This window comes from Rhodanobacter sp. B04 (assembly GCF_002001125.1).
Taxonomy (GTDB): domain Bacteria; phylum Pseudomonadota; class Gammaproteobacteria; order Xanthomonadales; family Rhodanobacteraceae; genus Rhodanobacter.
In genome coordinates this window covers 71,508-87,153 of the sequence record NZ_MUNV01000005.1, presented here as the reverse complement: position 1 = coordinate 87,153, position 15,646 = coordinate 71,508, and the positions used below count along the sequence as shown (strand labels likewise).

Below are 15,646 nucleotides of genomic sequence, written 5' to 3'. Positions count from 1 at the left end.
ATGGGATCCCGGATCATGGCAGGGCATTGCTGCAATCCGATGCCATGAACGCCGGTTCGCCCCTTCTTTATAGCGTTTCAGGCGACAGAGTGACCGCTGCATTGCGGCAAAAGCGCCGGATCGAAATGAGCCAGTGCATGAACCAGCAGATCCGGCACGAGCAGCGTGTCCCCAGGCAGCGGCACGGACAGAAACGCCAACGCCTTTCGCAGTGCCGGCAGGGGATCGGCAGGGTCGACCGGGCCGGCCTGGCCGGATTTGGACAGCTTGTGGCCCTGCGCATCCAGCGCCAGCGGCAGATGCCGGTAGCGCGGCGTCGGCAGGCCCAGGCAGCGCTGCAGCCAGATCTGCCGCGCGGTGGAGTCGAGCAGGTCGCTGCCACGCACCACCTCGGTGATGCCCTGGAAGGCATCGTCCACCACGCAGGCCAGCTGGTAGGAATAGAACCCTTCGACCCGCTTGATCACGAAGTCGCCCGCGCTCTCGCGCAGGTTCTGCCGTTGCGGGCCCTGCAACGCATCGTCGAACGCCACCTCGACATCCGGCACACGCAGCCGCCACGCCGGCGGGCGATCCGGGGCGGCGAGGGCGATGCAGCGGCCGTTGCGATGCATGCCGTCCGTGCCGGCCAGGTCGCTGCGGCTGCACCAGCAGGGAAACACCTGGTCCGCCGCGCGCAGCTGTTCGAATGCCGCGTCGTAGGCGGCCACGCGTTGCGACTGGAACAGCGGCGGCGCATCGGTCACCAGCCCGAACGCCGGCAGCGCCACGAGAATGCTGGCCGCCGAACCGGCGACCTCGCGCGGCGGGTCGATGTCCTCCATCCGCAGCAGCCACTGGCCGCCGGCATGCCGCGCACATAGCCAGCTGCCCACGGCGGCCACCAGCGAGCCGAAATGCAGGAGCCCGGTGGGCGACGGGGCGAAGCGGCCGCGATAGGTCATGCGGGTATTTTAGGGCACGCGACGCGCATGTCAGGGGCGGTAGGCCCTTGAAACGTGGCCTGTGCGCCCCGAATTTTTGTGCACGCGCCAAGCGCGTTTCCCCTTCATGACTGCCATAGAGAGACAGCCATGCGTCGCATCGCATTGTTCATCGGTACCAACCTCGCCGTCCTGCTCCTGCTGAGCATCGTCTGCCACCTGTTCGGCATCGACCAGATGGCCGCGGCCCGCGGCTACGGCGGCATGGGTGGCCTGCTGGCCTACGCCGCCGTGTTCGGCATGGGCGGCGCCTTCATCTCGCTGGCGATGTCCAAGACGATCGCCAAGTGGTCCACCGGTGCGCGGGTGATCGAGCAGCCGCAGAACGAGACCGAGCGCTGGCTGGTCGACACCGTGCGTCGCCACGCGCAGAACGCAGGCATCGGCATGCCCGAGGTGGCGATCTACGAGGCGCCGGAGATGAACGCGTTCGCCACCGGCATGACCAGGAACAGTTCGCTGGTCGCGGTCAGCTCAGGCCTGCTGCAACAGATGGACCGCGAGCAGGTCACTGCCGTGCTCGGTCACGAGATCGGTCATGTGGCCAACGGCGACATGGTGACGCTGACCCTGATCCAGGGCGTGTTGAACACGCTGGTTATCCTGGCTGCGCGCATCGTGGGCCGGCTGGTCGACAGCTGGCTTTCCGGTGGTCGCGACAACCGCGGCGGCAGCGGCATCGGCTACTTCGTGGTGGTGATGGTGCTGCAGGTGGTATTCGGCCTGTTCGCTTCGATGATCGTCGCCGCGTTCTCGCGCTGGCGCGAGTTCCGCGCCGATGCGGCGGGCGCCAGGTTCGCCGGTCGCGGCGCGATGATCTCGGCGCTGCAACGGCTGCAGGCCAACCATGGCGAAAGCACCTTGCCCAACACCATCGCCGCATTCGGCATTTCCGGCCCACTGGCCGATGGCTTCCGGAAACTGTTCATGAGTCATCCGCCGCTGGAAGAGCGCATCGCTGCGCTGCAGAGCGCCGCATAACCACGGCGGCACCGTAAACTTTCCCATTTGTCATTCCGGCCTGCGCCGGAATCACGATCCAAAACATCCACGCATCAAACGGAACACCCGCCCATGACCGCACCCGCCGAAACCCGCAAATTCGAAGCCGAAGTCGCCCAGGTGCTGCACCTGGTCACCCATTCGTTGTACTCGCACAAGGAGATCTTCCTGCGCGAGCTGATCTCCAACGCCTCCGACGCCTGCGACAAGCTGCGCTTCGAGTCGATCGCCAAGCCCGAGCTGATGGCCGGCGACAGCGAGCTGCACATCGATGTGAGCTGGGATCCGCAGGCGCGCACCGTCACCATCCGCGACAACGGCGTCGGCATGAACCGCGACGAGGTGGTGGCGAACATCGGCACCATCGCCAGTTCCGGCACCAAGCGCTTTCTGGAGGCGATGTCGGGCGAGCAGAAGGCCGACGCGCGGCTGATCGGCCAGTTCGGCGTGGGCTTCTATTCCGCCTTCGTGGTCGCCGACAAGGTCACCGTGCTCAGCCGCCGCGCCGGTGCGCCGGCGAGCGATGGCGTGAAATGGGAGAGCGACGGCAAGGGCGAGTATTCGCTGGAGCAGGTCGAGCAGGCCGAGCGCGGTACGTCCGTCATCCTGCACCTGAAGGCCGACGAGGACGAGTTCCTCAAGCGCTGGCAGCTGCGTTCGCTGATCACCAAGTACTCCGACCACGTCGCCTTCCCGATCCGCATGCCGACCGAGAAGGACGGCAAGCCGACCGACGAATTCGAGACCATCAATGCCGCCTCGGCGCTGTGGACCAAGCCGAAGTCGGAGATCAGCGACGCGGACTACCAAAGCTTCTACAAGTCGCTCGGCCACGATTTCAATGATGCGCTGGCATGGACGCACAACCGCGTCGAGGGCAGCCAGAGCTTCACCACCTTGCTGTACATCCCGTCGCAGCCGCCGTTCGACCTGATGATGGGCGGCCGCGACGAGCGCAAGGGGCTGAAGCTCTACATCAAGCGCGTCTTCATCATGGACGCGGCCGAGGAGCTGCTGCCGAACTACCTGCGCTTCGTGCGCGGCGTGGTCGACGCGGACGACCTGCCGCTCAACGTGAGCCGCGAGATCCTGCAGCAGAACCGCCAGCTCGAGCGCATCAAGTCCGCCTGCGTGAAGCGCGTGCTCGACCTGATCGAGAAGCTGGCCAAGGACGAGCCGGAGAAGTTCGCCACCTTCTACAAGGCGTTCGGCAACACGCTCAAGGAAGGCATCAGCGAAGACGCCAACAACCGCGAGCGCATCGCCAAGCTGCTGCGCTTCGCCTCCACGAAAGGCGAGGGCAGCGCGCAGACCGTCTCGTTCGACGACTACATCGGCCGCATGCCGGTGGGCCAGGACACGATCTGGTTCATCACCGCCGACAGCTACGCCGCCGCACTGGGCAGCCCGCAGCTGGAAGCGTTCAAGGCCAAGGGCATCGAGGTGCTGCTGATGTCCGACCGCATCGACGAATGGATGCTCGGCTCCTTGAGCGAATACGGCGGCAAGAAACTGCAGAACGTCGCCAAGGGCGAACTGCCGCTGGACGAGGCCGACAAGAAGAAGCAGGAGGAATCCGCGAAGGAAGCCGAGCCGCTGGTCAAGAAACTCAAGGGCCTGCTCGGCGACCGCGTCGGCGACGTGCGCGTCTCCGCCCGCCTCACCGATTCACCGTCGTGCCTGGCGCTTGCCGACTACGAGATGGCTCCGCATCTCGCGCGCCTGCTGCGCGAAGCCGGCCACGACATGCCGGACAACAAGCCGACGCTGGAGATCAATCCGCAGCATGCCTTGCTGAAGCGGGTCGAAGCGGAAGCCGACGAGGCGAAGGCGAAGGATCTGGCGACGCTGCTGCTGGAGCAGGCGGAGATTGCAGCGGGCGCGCAGTTGCCGGATCCGTCGGCGTTTGTGCAGCGGATGAATCGAGTGTTGCTGGGCTAGGGCGCGTCGCGCCTTGCTGAAATGAAGAGCCCGCCATCCGGCGGGCTTTTTCTTTTATCCCTCTCCCCTTGAGGGAGAGGGCTGGGGGAGAGGAGTGGTACTCGCGAAAATCTCACCCATCCGGCACCCCAGCACAGGCTGAGTCCAGTGCCCTCAGCTCATACAGGTCTGCTCCCTTCCGCACGCATGCGCTGTGCGGCATCACGGCGAACCGTTGCAAGGGCGTGCCTGTTGCCTGGATAAAACTTCGAGCAGAATGTGCGTTCCACATCGGCGATGCATCGGAGCTCGACATGTCAGCGAACGCAGCCATCTTCCGTCAATTGCATCGTGGTCCGCAGCCGCTGCGGCTGCCCAATGCCTGGGACGCCGGCAGTGCCAGGTTGTTCGAAAGCCTGGGCGCCGCGGCCATCGCCACCACCAGCGCGGGCATGGCCTGGGCGCTTGGCCATGCGGACGGTGGAAAACTGCCGGTGGACGCCGCGATCCATGCTGTTGCCGGCATCGCGCGCGTCCTCACGGTGCCGTTGTCGGTCGACATGGAAAACGGCTACGCCGATGACGCAGCGACAGTGGGCGAGACGATCCGGCGACTGCTCGATGTCGGCGTCGCCGGCATCAATATCGAGGATGGCGCCCACGCGCCAGCCGTGCTTGCCGCGAAAATCGAAGCGATCAAGAACACCGCCGCAAAGGTCGGTTCGGACATCTTCGTGAATGCACGCACCGACGTGTACCTGGCCAACCTGGCCGATGCCTCGCGGCGGGTCGATGAGGTGCTGTCACGCAGCGCGATCTATCGCGTGGCCGGCGCCGATGGCTTGTTCGTTCCCGGCCTGCACGAACCGGCGGAGATCCAGGCCATCGTGGCGGGGACAGGCTTGCCGCTCAACGTGATGGCGTGGCCGGGTCTGATGCCGGTGGACGAGCTGGGTCAGCTCGGCGTGCGGCGCTTCAGCGCGGGCTCCGGCATTTCGCAGATGCTGTGGGGACAGGCGGAAACACTGGCGCGGGATTTTCTGGATAGTGGGCGCTCCGAGTCGCTGGCCAAAGGCGCCATGCCGTACGCCCGAATCCAGGCCTTGTTCGCCGGGACATAAGCGACAAGGCACTCGCAGGAATCCAGCCTCGCGTCACCCCAGCGTAGGCTGGGGTCCAGTGCCTTCAGCTCCAGGCTCACCGTTGCATTGGAGCTCACCGCCAAGAGCTTTCGTGCGCCTTTGGCGCCCGAGTTACTTTTCCCTTGTGTGGCCGCAGTAACCACTGCGCCGCAGGAGCGGTGCGAACGGCGAAGCTGACCCGAAGGGCGGAGGGCAGGATGCCCGGAGTAACAGAGAATGCCACCCCGCTTGGTGCTTGCCGGGCATTATTCGTCGCAGGCAGAAGCGAACTGCTCCGGAGCTTCTTCCCTGATCATGCATCCTGCCGCGATTCAGAGAATCGAATTTCCGCTTTGCAGCTGCCGCCCAAAGCGCGACACTGCAGCGGGAGGTCCGAGATGAAGCGCAATCGCAGCACAGAGGCCGCGGCTCCGCCGCCGTCCTCGTTCGAACGCATCATCAAACGCGTCGCCGGCATCGGCGTGATCGTGTCGCTTCTGCTGGGGTTGTTTCAGGCGGTCAAGCTCGTGCACGATGCCAAGGAGCGCATGGCGCGTGTCGACGATTTGGCGCGTTTGGCGCAGATCCAGTCCGAACGTGACGAACCCGCGGCAGCCTGGGCCGGCCTTGGACAAGCCATCGAGTTGACCAGCGAGGCAGGTCCGCTGGAATCCTCGCTGTGGGCCATCGATCGGCGTCGCAAGGCGCTGCAGGCGCAGCAGGAGGACGTCGCGATGCAGTGGTTGCGCGACGCCCGGCCAGGTCCGGGGCACGCCTTTTCGGACATCGTCGATCCCGTCGCTCCGGTGCTTGAGCGCGCTGCTGCCGATGCCACCGGCCAGCGTCGCGCCGATCTTCTGGCCCATCTCGGTTGGGCCCGGTTCCTCAAGAGCCGCGACGGCAGCAGCAGCGTCGACCCGGCGCGCGACTACGCGAGTGCATTGGCTACGGATACCCATAACGCCTACGCCCATGCTTTCTGGGGCCACTGGATTCTCTGGCAGCACGGCGACCTGACGACCGCGTCCGGGCACTTTGCCGATGCGTTGACCGACGCCCGTGCCGCCAGCGGTCCCACGCGGGCCTATGTGAGGAGCTTGCAGATCGCCGCACTGCGCAACGAGCATGCGACACCGGCGGATGCCGCGTTGCTCGCGCTCGTCAACACGATGCGCATCGATGGTGAACCGATCGACTCGGAAACGCGCGATAGCGTGAAGGACATCTACTACGATTTCGGCCGTGACCCGCAACGCACGGCTGCGCTGTTGCAGGCTGCTCCACCGGCCGAGCAGGCCGCGACGTTGGCGCAGTTCGACTTCGACGAGCCCGCCATGCGGGCGGTGTTTGCGCAACTGCTTGAAGCGTCAGGTCAGCGCGTCGATGCATTGCGTGCCTGGCGCGCGCTACGTGCGGATCCGGCGGTCGACGGCGAAATTGTCGAGCAGGCCAATGCCGCAATCAGGCGTTTGGCGATGCCTGTTTCCGCAGTTCCATTGCCGAAACAGAGAAAGCAGTGAGCGTGGGCTTCGCGAACCACGCAGTGCGGATCTTCGTGCCGGTCGCTCGCCCCAAGCGAAGCGGTCAGAGCCACCTGCAATCGCATGGGGCCTAGGAACTGGCTGGCTCTGATCGGTTTGGATCACGCGAGAGGCCGAAGTCACAGGGTGCCAGCGGCGGCGTGTCCAGTCTGCTGTGGCGTCGGTGCATAGCCGTCATCGAGCGTATGGATGAAGGCGATGATGTCCTGCATGTCCAGGTTCGTCAGCGCAGGTGGGGCGCCGACCTTGAGATCGAAGGGAGCATCCTTGACGTCCACGTTGCCCTGCAGTGCTTCAGGTATGTCGTTGTACAGCGTGAGCTTGCCGCCGGCATCGTGCGGGTAGATCTTTTCGGGTCGCACGCTGCGCAGGTTGTAGAAGTTCAGCACCTGCTGCAGCGTGTGGTATACGCCGTTGTGGAAGAACACCGCACGGCGGTCGACGTTGCGCAGGGTCGGGGTGAGGAACATGCCACAGTATCGCTTCTGTTGGGCCAGATCCTTGCGGATCGGTCCGCACAGGCCGAGGTCGAAAAATTTCGGATCTTTGTTGAGCGGCAGGTCTGGGTTGCGCGGCACGCCCAGCGCTTCGTACTCGGAGTCGGTGAACAGCGGCGGCAGGCCGTCGCGGCCGGGCTGACTCAAATGGCAGGCGGCACAATTGCCTTTTTGCGGATCGTTGAACAGCTGCAGGCCATGCGCTTCGGCCGCGGTGAGCCGCGCCTTGCCCTGCAGCCAGGCGTCGTACTTGCTGGTGAAGGCATGGAAGGATGGATCTTCGATCTGGTAGCGGACAAGGGCGAACATCGCCTCGGAAACCAGCCGATCCGGATCGTTGAAAATGCTTGGGCCGAACAGCTGAACGAACCTTTGGCGATAACTGGCGCGGGCGAGCTCGCTGGCGATCATGCCAACACTCCCGTTGGCCATCTCGATCGGGTCAAGCGCGGGGAGAAATGCCTGTCGCTGCAGCGAGTCGGCGCGACCGTCCCAGAACAATCCGCCCTGAGGAACCATGGCGGTCGGTTGCGTGGTGCCGGCGGATTTTTGCGCCATGGGTGCGCTGGCAGCCGAGGCCGCCACGGTATTGAGATTGACGGGCGCATCGTCCGGCCCGGTATCCGGGCCGATGCTGAAAGGTTGTTGCCGGTAGAGATAAGCCAGCGAGGGAGGTGGCCGGTTGCCGAAGCTTTTGAGGTCCGCACCGCCCGGCTGGACGATCAGTTTGTTCGGAGGGTTGTAGGCGTATGCCGGGCTGTGACACGACGCACAGGCTTGCCGCCCCGAGGCCGAGAGCGATCGATCGAAAAACAGCAGCTTGCCCAATTGTGCGACGGCACTCAGCGGCTGCACGGGTGGCAGGTTCAACGTGACCGGATGAGGGTTGATGCCGTTTGTCCCTGCGATCCCGATACCTATTTGTGCATCGGCATGAGTGACAAACGCGTCAGCCAGCAGGGCGCCGAAAATGAGTGCCGTGCAGAAAAGCGCGTTCCGCCGATGAGCGCGGCCATGGGATGCCGCATGTCGGGAGGATCGGGTGCCGGACGACAAGAGCGTGATCCCTTGCTTCATTGGGTTTGTCGAAAAGGAATCTGCATGGATTCCTTCATCTGCAAGTACGGCGACATCCAGAAAACGCCCTGCGGTGCCTGAAAGCAGTCCTGCCCGGCTGGGAGGCCAGCCGGGCAGGACTGCCGTCAGTCGTGGTGGCTTACCGGGCCTTGTTGGAGTGCGCGACCAGCAGGGCTGCCTGTTGCGGCTGTGGCTCGATCGGTGCGGGGATCACGGTGCCCAGCTCGGGGTCCAGGAAGATCGGACGGGCCATATCGAACTGGTTCCGGTTGAAATCGAACATGCCCATGATGCTGCCAGCGGTCGCGTCGTTCGAACCTTGGCCAATGCGCTCGCCGCCGAGCCAGTTGTCCTCGATGAAACGCACGACGGAGGACTGGCTGACGCGGGTGTCGTCGACGTAGTTGACGCGGGCATAGGGTGAGATCAGCAGGAACGGGACGCGTGTGCCGGGGCCGCAGCGCCCGTTCACGACACCGCCGTTGACACCGATGCCGGGGCTGGCATCGGGACCGGTGCACATACCCGGTCCATTGAGCTGGTCGGCGCCGGTGACCGAGCCTTCCTTGGTGGTCGAATCGAACGACGCGGTGGTCGGTGACGCATAGCGATGGTCGTACCAGCCATCGGAGTCATCGTAGGTGATGATGATGGCGGTGTTCTTCCAGTCGGGCTGCCGCTCCAGGAAATTGATCACCTTGACGACGAATGCCTGCTCGTCCAGCGGATCGGAATTGCCCGGATGAGCATCGCCCACCGCTGGCGCCTTCAGATAGCTCACCGATGGAAAGTTGCCCGCGGACACGGCGCTGAAGAAATCGTTGACGTCATACTCGTGGTGTACCGGCGTGGCACCGCTGTCCTTTGGATCGGTATAGCCGATCTTGGCGATCGAGCTGGGACGGGCATGGGTCGGGTTTGCCGTGGATGCGTAGTACTGGAACCAGTTGTGATGGGGGACGTAGTCGGTCTTGGTGGTGCCCAGCACGCTCGAATAGGTGCTGCGCGAGCAGCCCGTGCTGCCGTTGCTGTTGGTGGCGGTCAGGTTGAAGCCGCCCATGAAGCCACCCCAGGTCAGATTGCCGCCATTCAACAGATCGCCGATGTTCTTCGAGGTCATCCGGACCGTGCTGGAGGTCGACGAGCAGCTGTCGTAGGCCGGATCGGTATCGCCTATCAGGGTCAGTCCGCCCTGGTTATCGGGAATGGTCGAGGCCGCGCCGATGATCGCCTGGGCACCGTTGTTGGTGCCGGCGACCACTTCCAGCGCGCCGGGTGTCGAGGGTCCATAGGTGTCGGTATAGGCGTTGTCGTTCAACGCAAAATGCTGGGCGTAGTTCCACATTGCGGTCACGGTGTTGCCGTCGAAATAGGCCATGACCAGACCGTGGGTGCCAAAGGTACCGGCGCTGCTGACGGTGTTGTTGCCAGTGTAGGCGGGGAACAGATCCGCCACGCCGTTATCGTAGGCCTTCTGTTCGGGTGTATAGGAGTGGTTCTGGCCCTCGGTGTTGGCCTGCGTGCGATCCAGCCGGAACGGATTGACCGCGTTGACGCCGTTGAGCGGATTGGTTGCGTTCGGGTTCTGTGTCAACAGGGCCGGTGTAAGGCCGTGCACGGCCGGAGTCGATGGCGCTGCGGTGAACACCGGCTCGCCAGGCGGGTTCTGCGCTACCGGGTAGGTGCCAAAATAATGATCGAACGAACGGTTCTCGCCAAAGATGACCACCAGGTGCTTGATCGGCGTGGCGGTGGGTACGGCATCCTGCGGCGTCATCCGTGGCAACGGGCCCGGGATCACCTGAGCCGGGGAAGAAGCCTTGCTGGTTGGCGGTGCCATCTGGGCGGAAACCGCGAATGCCAATCCCGTCGAGGCGATCGAGGCGCATAGCAGCGTCTTGCGAAGCAGGTGAGGGCGGAACATAAGAGAACGGAACATTATGAGAACTCCCGTTGTTGGATGCAGAGGACAGGGCTGGCCGGACACGGTGGGGCGCAGCGAGATTCAATGGATCGCCTCGTGGCCATGGCAAGCCATGGCAGGAGCGCGCGGCTGGAAGGGGATTTCACCATCCGGGCATGAACATTCCGAGACAGCAAGAAGCTGCGATGTACCCTTGTCCATCGCTGCTGGCGCTTACACGCACAAAGTGCACGGTGACTGACATCCGCCGCTGCTTGGCAAAGGTCGAATCGGATGCCTTCGAATGGCCAAATGGATAGGCATGTTGGGTGTGGAGAACCTGCTGCGGTACGCAAGAAACGATGGCTGCGCATTCGTAACAACAGGAGGGCAAGAACATGACGAGCAGCAGACGTTCGACCCAGGCCATGGTCGGCCTGGCAACAATCCTGGCCATGCTGTGCGCGTCGCCGGCGATCGCGGCCCGACCCGATGAGGCGACTCTGACCGCACGGGTCGATCGCGTGCTCGCCACGACGCCGTTGATCGACGGCCACAACGATCTGGCCTGGGAAATCCGCGAGCGTTTCGGCAATGCCGCCGGCGTGGACCTCGGCGTCAGTACCGCGAACCTTCCGCTGAAGCCTGAGGACGGTGAGATGCCATCGCCGCTGATGACGGACATCCCGCGCCTGCACAAGGGTCATCTCGGTGCGCAGTTCTGGTCAGTGTGGATTCCACCGACCGTGACTGGCCCAGCGGCGGTGAAAATGACGCTGGAGCAGATCGATATCGTGCACACCATGGTGGCGCGCTATCCGAAGGATCTGCAGATGGCCTATTCGGCGGAGGACATCATGCAGGCGTTCAAGGCCGGCCGCGTGGCATCGCTGATCGGCATCGAGGGCGGTCACCAGATCGACGACTCGCTGCCGGTGCTGCGCCAGATGTATGCAGCCGGTGCGCGCTACATGACGCTGACCCACACGCTGGACAACGACTGGGCCGATTCGGCAACGGATGCGCCGAAGCATCACGGGCTGACCCCGTTCGGACGCGTGGTGGTGCATGAGATGAACCGGCTAGGCATGCTGGTCGATCTCAGCCACGTATCCCCGGATACGATGCGTGCTGCCCTGAATGCCTCGGTTGCGCCGGTGATGTTTTCGCACTCCGGTGCGCGCGCACTGGACGATCATCCGCGCGACGTGCCGGACGACGTGCTGAAGATGGTGGCGCGCAACCGCGGCATCGTGATGGTGACCTTTGCGCCGTCCTATGTATCGGCCGCGCGCGCGCGCTGGGAAGCCGATCGTGCCGCCGAGCAGACCCGCTACAACGCGCCACCTTACGCCGGCCTCTACATCGGTCAGCCCGAGCGGGCGAAGGCGGCGCTGGCCGAATGGGACCGCAAGCATCCCAGGCCCGTCGTCACGTTGGCGATGGTCGCCGATCACATCGAACACGTGCGCAAGGTGGCGGGGATCGACTGCGTCGGGATCGGTTCCGATTTCGACGGCATTCCCGATACGCCGCAGGGCCTGGAAGGCGTCGACAAGTACCCGGCCCTGCTCGTGGAGCTGGCACGTCGCGGCTGGACCGACGAGGAACTCGGCAAGCTCGCCGGTGGCAACATGCTGCGGGTACTGCGCGAAGCCGCCGCCGTGGCTGCGCAGCTGCAGGCAAGCGAGCCGCCATCGTCGGCGACGATCGAACAGCTGGATGCTGTTGTTGCGAAAAAATCTTCGTAAGGCAATCGCTGATCAAGTGGCAGGCGGCCGATGTGAACGGTTGGATCCTTCCTGTCGGCAAGGCATGCAGCTCGAGCGCTCCCGTTGTCCGCATCGAGCATGAATAGACAAACGATTGGCGGCGGGAAGCGCTGGATCGGTCAGAGCCCGTTCCTGTGTGATCGAATGGATGCAGCAGAACTCGCTATCAGCCGCGCTTGAGTGCCGCACTTGTTCGGCGGGAATCGTTAAGATCTTCAGCAGCGCACCCGTCCACCCGCAAGCGACGCGCACGGATGGAAGACCGGCTTGGGCGGCGGATGGTGCGTGCCGTCGTGATCGTGGTCATGGCCACGATTCCAGTACGGCGGCATGGCGCCCCAGTAGGGAAACGCATCGCCGTAGACAGGCTGCGTTTGCTGGTCAAGGTACTGGGCGTTCTGCTGGCGCAAGGCGTCGTTCTCGCCCTCCAGCCGGCCACGGTAGGCGGCTGCGTCGATGAGTGCCTGTTGCCGTGCGTCCGCGTCGCGCTGCTTGTCGTAGTCGGCCTGCTGCTGGGCTTCGGCTTGCTGCTTCTGCCGGCGTGCTTCGAGGAGTTCCTTGTAGAGCACTTCGAGGTGATGCGAGTCCGCATAGTTCCTGGCGAGGGCGTCCTGGCCCAGGTCGAGATACTGGTCGATGATTTCGCTGTCGCTGGCTTGATGGATCAGTTCGGTTTTGCCGCTGCGGCAGGGGTGGTCGGTGTACTCGACCTGGCCGGCCTTGGTGCATTTGTAGATGCTTTGCGCACCGGCAGCCGGCGCCGCGGCCAGCAACAGGATGGCGATGCACACAAGACGCTTTCTTGCGATCGGGGTTTTCATGGCGAGGGCTATTTTGCGCCGATGGGCCCGACCCTGCGTAATGAAAATGTGTAGCCTGTCAGCCGCGAGGATCCGGGGCGGTTCGAGCGGTTTCTCGACCAGCCCTGGCCTGCCGCCAGCTGCGCAGCCCGATCGCCGCCAGCACGATGAAGCCGGCATACAGCACCGAGGTGATCAGCAGCGACTTGTAGACGTATTCGCCCACGTAGATCACATCGACCACGATCCACAGCCACCACGCGGCGATATGCCGGCGCGCCTGCCACCATTGGGCGACCAGGCTGAAGGCGGTCAATGCTGCATCCAGCCAGGGTAGCGCGGCGTCGGTCCAGCGGTGCATGGCAAAGCCCAGCGCGAGCGCGCCGAGCGTGCCGAGCACGATATGCAGCGCGGCTTGCTGGCGCAGCAAGGGCGCCACCAATACGCGACCGTCGTCCCCCATGTGCTGCAACCAGCGCACCCAGCCGTAGACGATCAGTGCGGCGAAGGCCAGTTGCAGCAGCGCATCGGAATACAGCTTGGCGTCGACGAAGACCCAGGTGTAGACCAGTACCGAGACCAGGCCCACCGGCCAGCACCACGGCCGGCGCTTGGCGGTGAGCCAGACGCCCCAGGCGCTGAGCAGCGCGGCGATGAGTTCGATCAGGGTCATGTCAGAACGCGTAGGTCAGTGAGAGTCGGGCCAGCCGTGGCGCACCCCGGAACAGGTAGCTGTCGCCGCCGGAGGTGCCGGTGTCGCGCCAGTAGAAATGGTTGAACACGTTGTCGATGTTCAGCCGCCAGGTCAGTGCGTGGCCGTTCCACGAAGTGACGTAGCGCAGACCGCTATCGAACACGTTGTAGGCCGGTACGCTGACCAGCCCGTTCGGCGTGGCGGGGTTGGAGCTGCTGTAGCGCCAGCCGCCGAGCAGGCTGAGATTGACCGCGAACGGCAGGCGGTAATCCAGGTACACCGACGTGCGCAGGCGCGGCACGTTGACGATCTGGTGGCCTTCGTAGCTGGGCGTGCCGGTGTCCTCGGCGCGTGCCTGGATCAGGTCGGCGCTGGCGGTGAGGCGCAGGTTGTCGCTCAGCTGGCCGGCGGCATTGAGTTCCAGCCCGGTGTGCACCTCGTTGCCCTGCTGCACGAAGGTGAAGCCTTCAGGCGTGTTGTCCGGCTGCGCGAACTGGTACGGCTGATGGATGCGGTACAGCGCGGCCTGCAGGCTCAGCGCATCGCTCCATTCGTACTTGACGCCGGCTTCGGCCTGGCGCGCCAGCAGCGGTGCCAGCACGGCGTTGCCGTTCGATGCCCAGTACGGCGCTTCGCCGCCCAGCGATAGGCTTTCGCTGTAGCTGGCGTAGGCCGTCAGCGCGGCGGTCGGCTGCCACAGCACGGCCGCCTGCGGCAGCAGCTTGTTCTCCACGGTATGGCGCTGCAGTACGCCGCCGTCGTCGAACGCGCTCTCATTCAATTGCACGTAACGGCCGCCGGCGAGGATCTGCCATTGCGAGCCGAGATGCATGCGATCGAGTGCAAACAGCGAGCGCTGCCAGCTGTCCAGCCGGCGCGCCGAGGGCCCGGGCTGGTTCGGCGACGGCGCGAAGTACGGCGGATCGACTTCGTCGATGTTGGCGGTACCGACGTAGTCGTAGACATACGGGCGCTGGTTGAGCGTGCGCTGGAACGTGCTGGCACCGACACTGAGTTCATGCGTGAAGATGCCGGTGTCGAACGTCCCCTTGAGCACCGCGCGCAGCTCGTCGTTCTGGCGATTGTCGTCGGGGCTGCGATAGTCGTAGACGTCGTAGTCGCCGTTCGGCGCGAAGAACCAGCCCGGCGTGGCGCCGCTGGCGCAGCCTGGCGAATAGAAGCAGCCGTAGGCGAAGGCGACGTTGTCGTCGATCGCCACGTGACTGTGGCCGGCGGATACCTGTGCCTGCCAGTGGTCATTGAACGTGTAGTTGAAACGCAGCGTGCTGTTGCTGGCGTGGATGCCGACCGGCTGCTGCCACGGCTCGAAGCCGAGCATGCGGGTGCGGCTGGGGTCGGGCGGAATCATCGTGCCGCCGAGCAGCTGGTAGCCGGAGACCGAGCGCTGCCCGCTGGTCTGGTAATCGGTGTCCAGCTGCAGCGTGGCGTCGGGGCTGATCTTCCAGTCCGCTGCCAGTGAGATGAAGCTGCGGCGGCCATCGGCATGCTGCACGTAGGAGTTCATGTCTTCGTGGGCCGCGTTCACGCGCACACCGAAGTCCGGCGTCAGCCACGTGCCGACATCGAGCGCCTCATAACGCGAGCCTTCCGAATCGGTGCCGACCGTGACGGTATGCACATCGGCCGGACGCTTGCTGACGTAATTGACGAGGCCGCCGGGGGCGACCACGCCTGCTTCCAGGCCGGCGAGTCCCTTGAGGATCTCCACCTGCTGCTTGTCTTCCAGCGTCATGTATTGTTCGCCGGCCATGCTGAGGTCGTTGAAGCGGAAGCCGCTGGCCAGATCCAGCGCGAAGCCGCGGATCGCGATGTCCTGGTAGTAGCCGACCGGTGCGTAGTTGTCGCCGAGCGCGGCGTCGGCATGCGCCAGTTCGCTCAACGTACGCGGCTGGCGGTCGTCGAGCTGGTCGCGGGTAATCACCGTGATGGCGGCCGGCGTGTCGTGCAGCGACGTGTTGCCCAGGCCGCCGAGGTCCGTGCTGTCGGTGTGATAGCCCCTGCTGCTGTCCGCATGCACATGCACCGGTGCCAGCGGCGTGGCCTGCTGCTGGGATGCGGCGTCGTCCTGTGCATGGGCGAACGTCATCACCGACAGCAGGGCAAGGATCAGTGGCGTACGGGCGAGGGGAGTACGGAATGAAACCATCGTTATCGTCTTCTTTATTGCGGACGAAGCGACGGCGATCCGGACGTCCGAATGGACGCGCTGGATCAGCAAGCTCCCTACGCCGGTACTGGCCGGATCAGGTTCCAAGGGACTCTCTCAGCCCGGCAGACACCGGGCACCCCCGCTTCAAGAATGCGTATTGAACCAC

At 64.5% G+C, this 15,646-nt stretch carries 12 protein-coding genes and 1 riboswitch; of the genes, 6 read left to right on the top strand and 6 right to left on the bottom strand.

Annotation, left to right across the window (positions count from 1 at the left end; genetic code table 11):
• Positions 1-77 precede the first annotated feature (77 nt).
• Positions 78-944 (bottom strand): tRNA glutamyl-Q(34) synthetase GluQRS, encoded by an 867-nt coding sequence (gene gluQRS, locus B0E46_RS00405; protein ID WP_077553738.1) that lies wholly within the window; start codon positions 942-944, stop codon positions 78-80.
• Between the two features lie 129 nt (positions 945-1,073).
• Here gluQRS and htpX point away from each other — a divergent pair, with 129 nt between their 5' ends.
• The 4 genes from htpX (at position 1,074) to B0E46_RS00385 (ending at position 6,546) form a co-directional block, all read left to right on the top strand.
• Complete coding sequence (htpX, locus tag B0E46_RS00400) at positions 1,074-1,964, top strand: protease HtpX (protein WP_077553737.1); 891 nt, start codon at positions 1,074-1,076, stop codon at positions 1,962-1,964.
• Between the two features lie 93 nt (positions 1,965-2,057).
• Positions 2,058-3,926: a molecular chaperone HtpG gene (htpG, locus tag B0E46_RS00395; protein ID WP_077553736.1), complete on the top strand. Its 1,869-nt coding sequence runs from the start codon at positions 2,058-2,060 to the stop codon at positions 3,924-3,926.
• A gap of 293 nt (positions 3,927-4,219) precedes the next feature.
• Entirely contained in the window at positions 4,220-5,026 is an 807-nt protein-coding gene (locus tag B0E46_RS00390; protein WP_077553735.1) for an isocitrate lyase/phosphoenolpyruvate mutase family protein, read from the top strand.
• A 218-nt stretch (positions 5,027-5,244) separates the two neighbouring features.
• Positions 5,245-6,546: a hypothetical protein gene (locus B0E46_RS00385; protein ID WP_139350366.1), complete on the top strand. Its 1,302-nt coding sequence runs from the start codon at positions 5,245-5,247 to the stop codon at positions 6,544-6,546.
• A 140-nt stretch (positions 6,547-6,686) separates the two neighbouring features.
• Here B0E46_RS00385 and B0E46_RS00380 read toward each other — a convergent pair whose 3' ends face one another.
• On the bottom strand, positions 6,687-7,934 hold the full coding sequence (locus tag B0E46_RS00380) for a cytochrome c peroxidase (RefSeq protein WP_254424988.1): 1,248 nt from the start codon (positions 7,932-7,934) through the stop codon (positions 6,687-6,689).
• 9 nt (positions 7,935-7,943) lie between these two features.
• On the opposite strand from B0E46_RS00380, the gene B0E46_RS17930 reads away from it, so the two are divergent.
• Complete coding sequence (locus B0E46_RS17930) at positions 7,944-8,222, top strand: hypothetical protein (protein ID WP_254424987.1); 279 nt, start codon at positions 7,944-7,946, stop codon at positions 8,220-8,222.
• Positions 8,223-8,280: 58 nt separating this feature from the next.
• Here B0E46_RS17930 and B0E46_RS00375 read toward each other — a convergent pair whose 3' ends face one another.
• On the bottom strand, positions 8,281-10,080 hold the full coding sequence (locus B0E46_RS00375) for an alkaline phosphatase family protein (protein ID WP_254424986.1): 1,800 nt from the start codon (positions 10,078-10,080) through the stop codon (positions 8,281-8,283).
• Positions 10,081-10,442: 362 nt separating this feature from the next.
• Between B0E46_RS00375 and B0E46_RS00370 the strand changes: the two genes are divergently transcribed.
• Positions 10,443-11,795: a dipeptidase gene (locus tag B0E46_RS00370; protein ID WP_077553732.1), complete on the top strand. Its 1,353-nt coding sequence runs from the start codon at positions 10,443-10,445 to the stop codon at positions 11,793-11,795.
• Positions 11,796-12,031: 236 nt separating this feature from the next.
• On the opposite strand, the gene B0E46_RS00365 is transcribed toward B0E46_RS00370, so the two are convergent.
• From B0E46_RS00365 to B0E46_RS00355, 3 genes are all read right to left on the bottom strand, one after another.
• Positions 12,032-12,607, bottom strand: a complete 576-nt coding sequence (locus B0E46_RS00365) for a DUF4124 domain-containing protein (RefSeq protein ID WP_254424985.1) — start codon at positions 12,605-12,607, stop codon at positions 12,032-12,034.
• Positions 12,608-12,695: 88 nt separating this feature from the next.
• Entirely contained in the window at positions 12,696-13,289 is a 594-nt protein-coding gene (gene pnuC, locus B0E46_RS00360; RefSeq protein WP_077553731.1) for a nicotinamide riboside transporter PnuC, read from the bottom strand.
• Position 13,290: 1 nt separating this feature from the next.
• Positions 13,291-15,477, bottom strand: a complete 2,187-nt coding sequence (locus tag B0E46_RS00355) for a TonB-dependent siderophore receptor (protein ID WP_077554133.1) — start codon at positions 15,475-15,477, stop codon at positions 13,291-13,293.
• 57 nt (positions 15,478-15,534) lie between these two features.
• Positions 15,535-15,631: riboswitch (TPP riboswitch) on the bottom strand.
• Positions 15,632-15,646 lie beyond the last annotated feature (15 nt).

Excerpts from the sequence above, each read along its gene's own strand:
- gluQRS (WP_077553738.1), bottom strand. The coding sequence starts at position 944 with ATGACCTATCGCGGCCGCTTCGCCCCGTCGCCCACCGGGCTCCTGCAT.
- htpX (WP_077553737.1), top strand. The coding sequence starts at position 1,074 with ATGCGTCGCATCGCATTGTTCATCGGTACCAACCTCGCCGTCCTGCTC.
- htpG (WP_077553736.1), top strand. The coding sequence starts at position 2,058 with ATGACCGCACCCGCCGAAACCCGCAAATTCGAAGCCGAAGTCGCCCAG.
- B0E46_RS00390 (WP_077553735.1), top strand. The coding sequence starts at position 4,220 with ATGTCAGCGAACGCAGCCATCTTCCGTCAATTGCATCGTGGTCCGCAG.
- B0E46_RS00385 (WP_139350366.1), top strand. The coding sequence starts at position 5,245 with ATGCCCGGAGTAACAGAGAATGCCACCCCGCTTGGTGCTTGCCGGGCA.
- B0E46_RS17930 (WP_254424987.1), top strand. The coding sequence starts at position 7,944 with ATGAGGGTTGATGCCGTTTGTCCCTGCGATCCCGATACCTATTTGTGC.
- B0E46_RS00375 (WP_254424986.1), bottom strand. The coding sequence starts at position 10,080 with ATGTTCCGTTCTCTTATGTTCCGCCCTCACCTGCTTCGCAAGACGCTG.
- B0E46_RS00370 (WP_077553732.1), top strand. The coding sequence starts at position 10,443 with ATGACGAGCAGCAGACGTTCGACCCAGGCCATGGTCGGCCTGGCAACA.
- pnuC (WP_077553731.1), bottom strand. The coding sequence starts at position 13,289 with ATGACCCTGATCGAACTCATCGCCGCGCTGCTCAGCGCCTGGGGCGTC.
- B0E46_RS00355 (WP_077554133.1), bottom strand. The coding sequence starts at position 15,477 with ATGGTTTCATTCCGTACTCCCCTCGCCCGTACGCCACTGATCCTTGCC.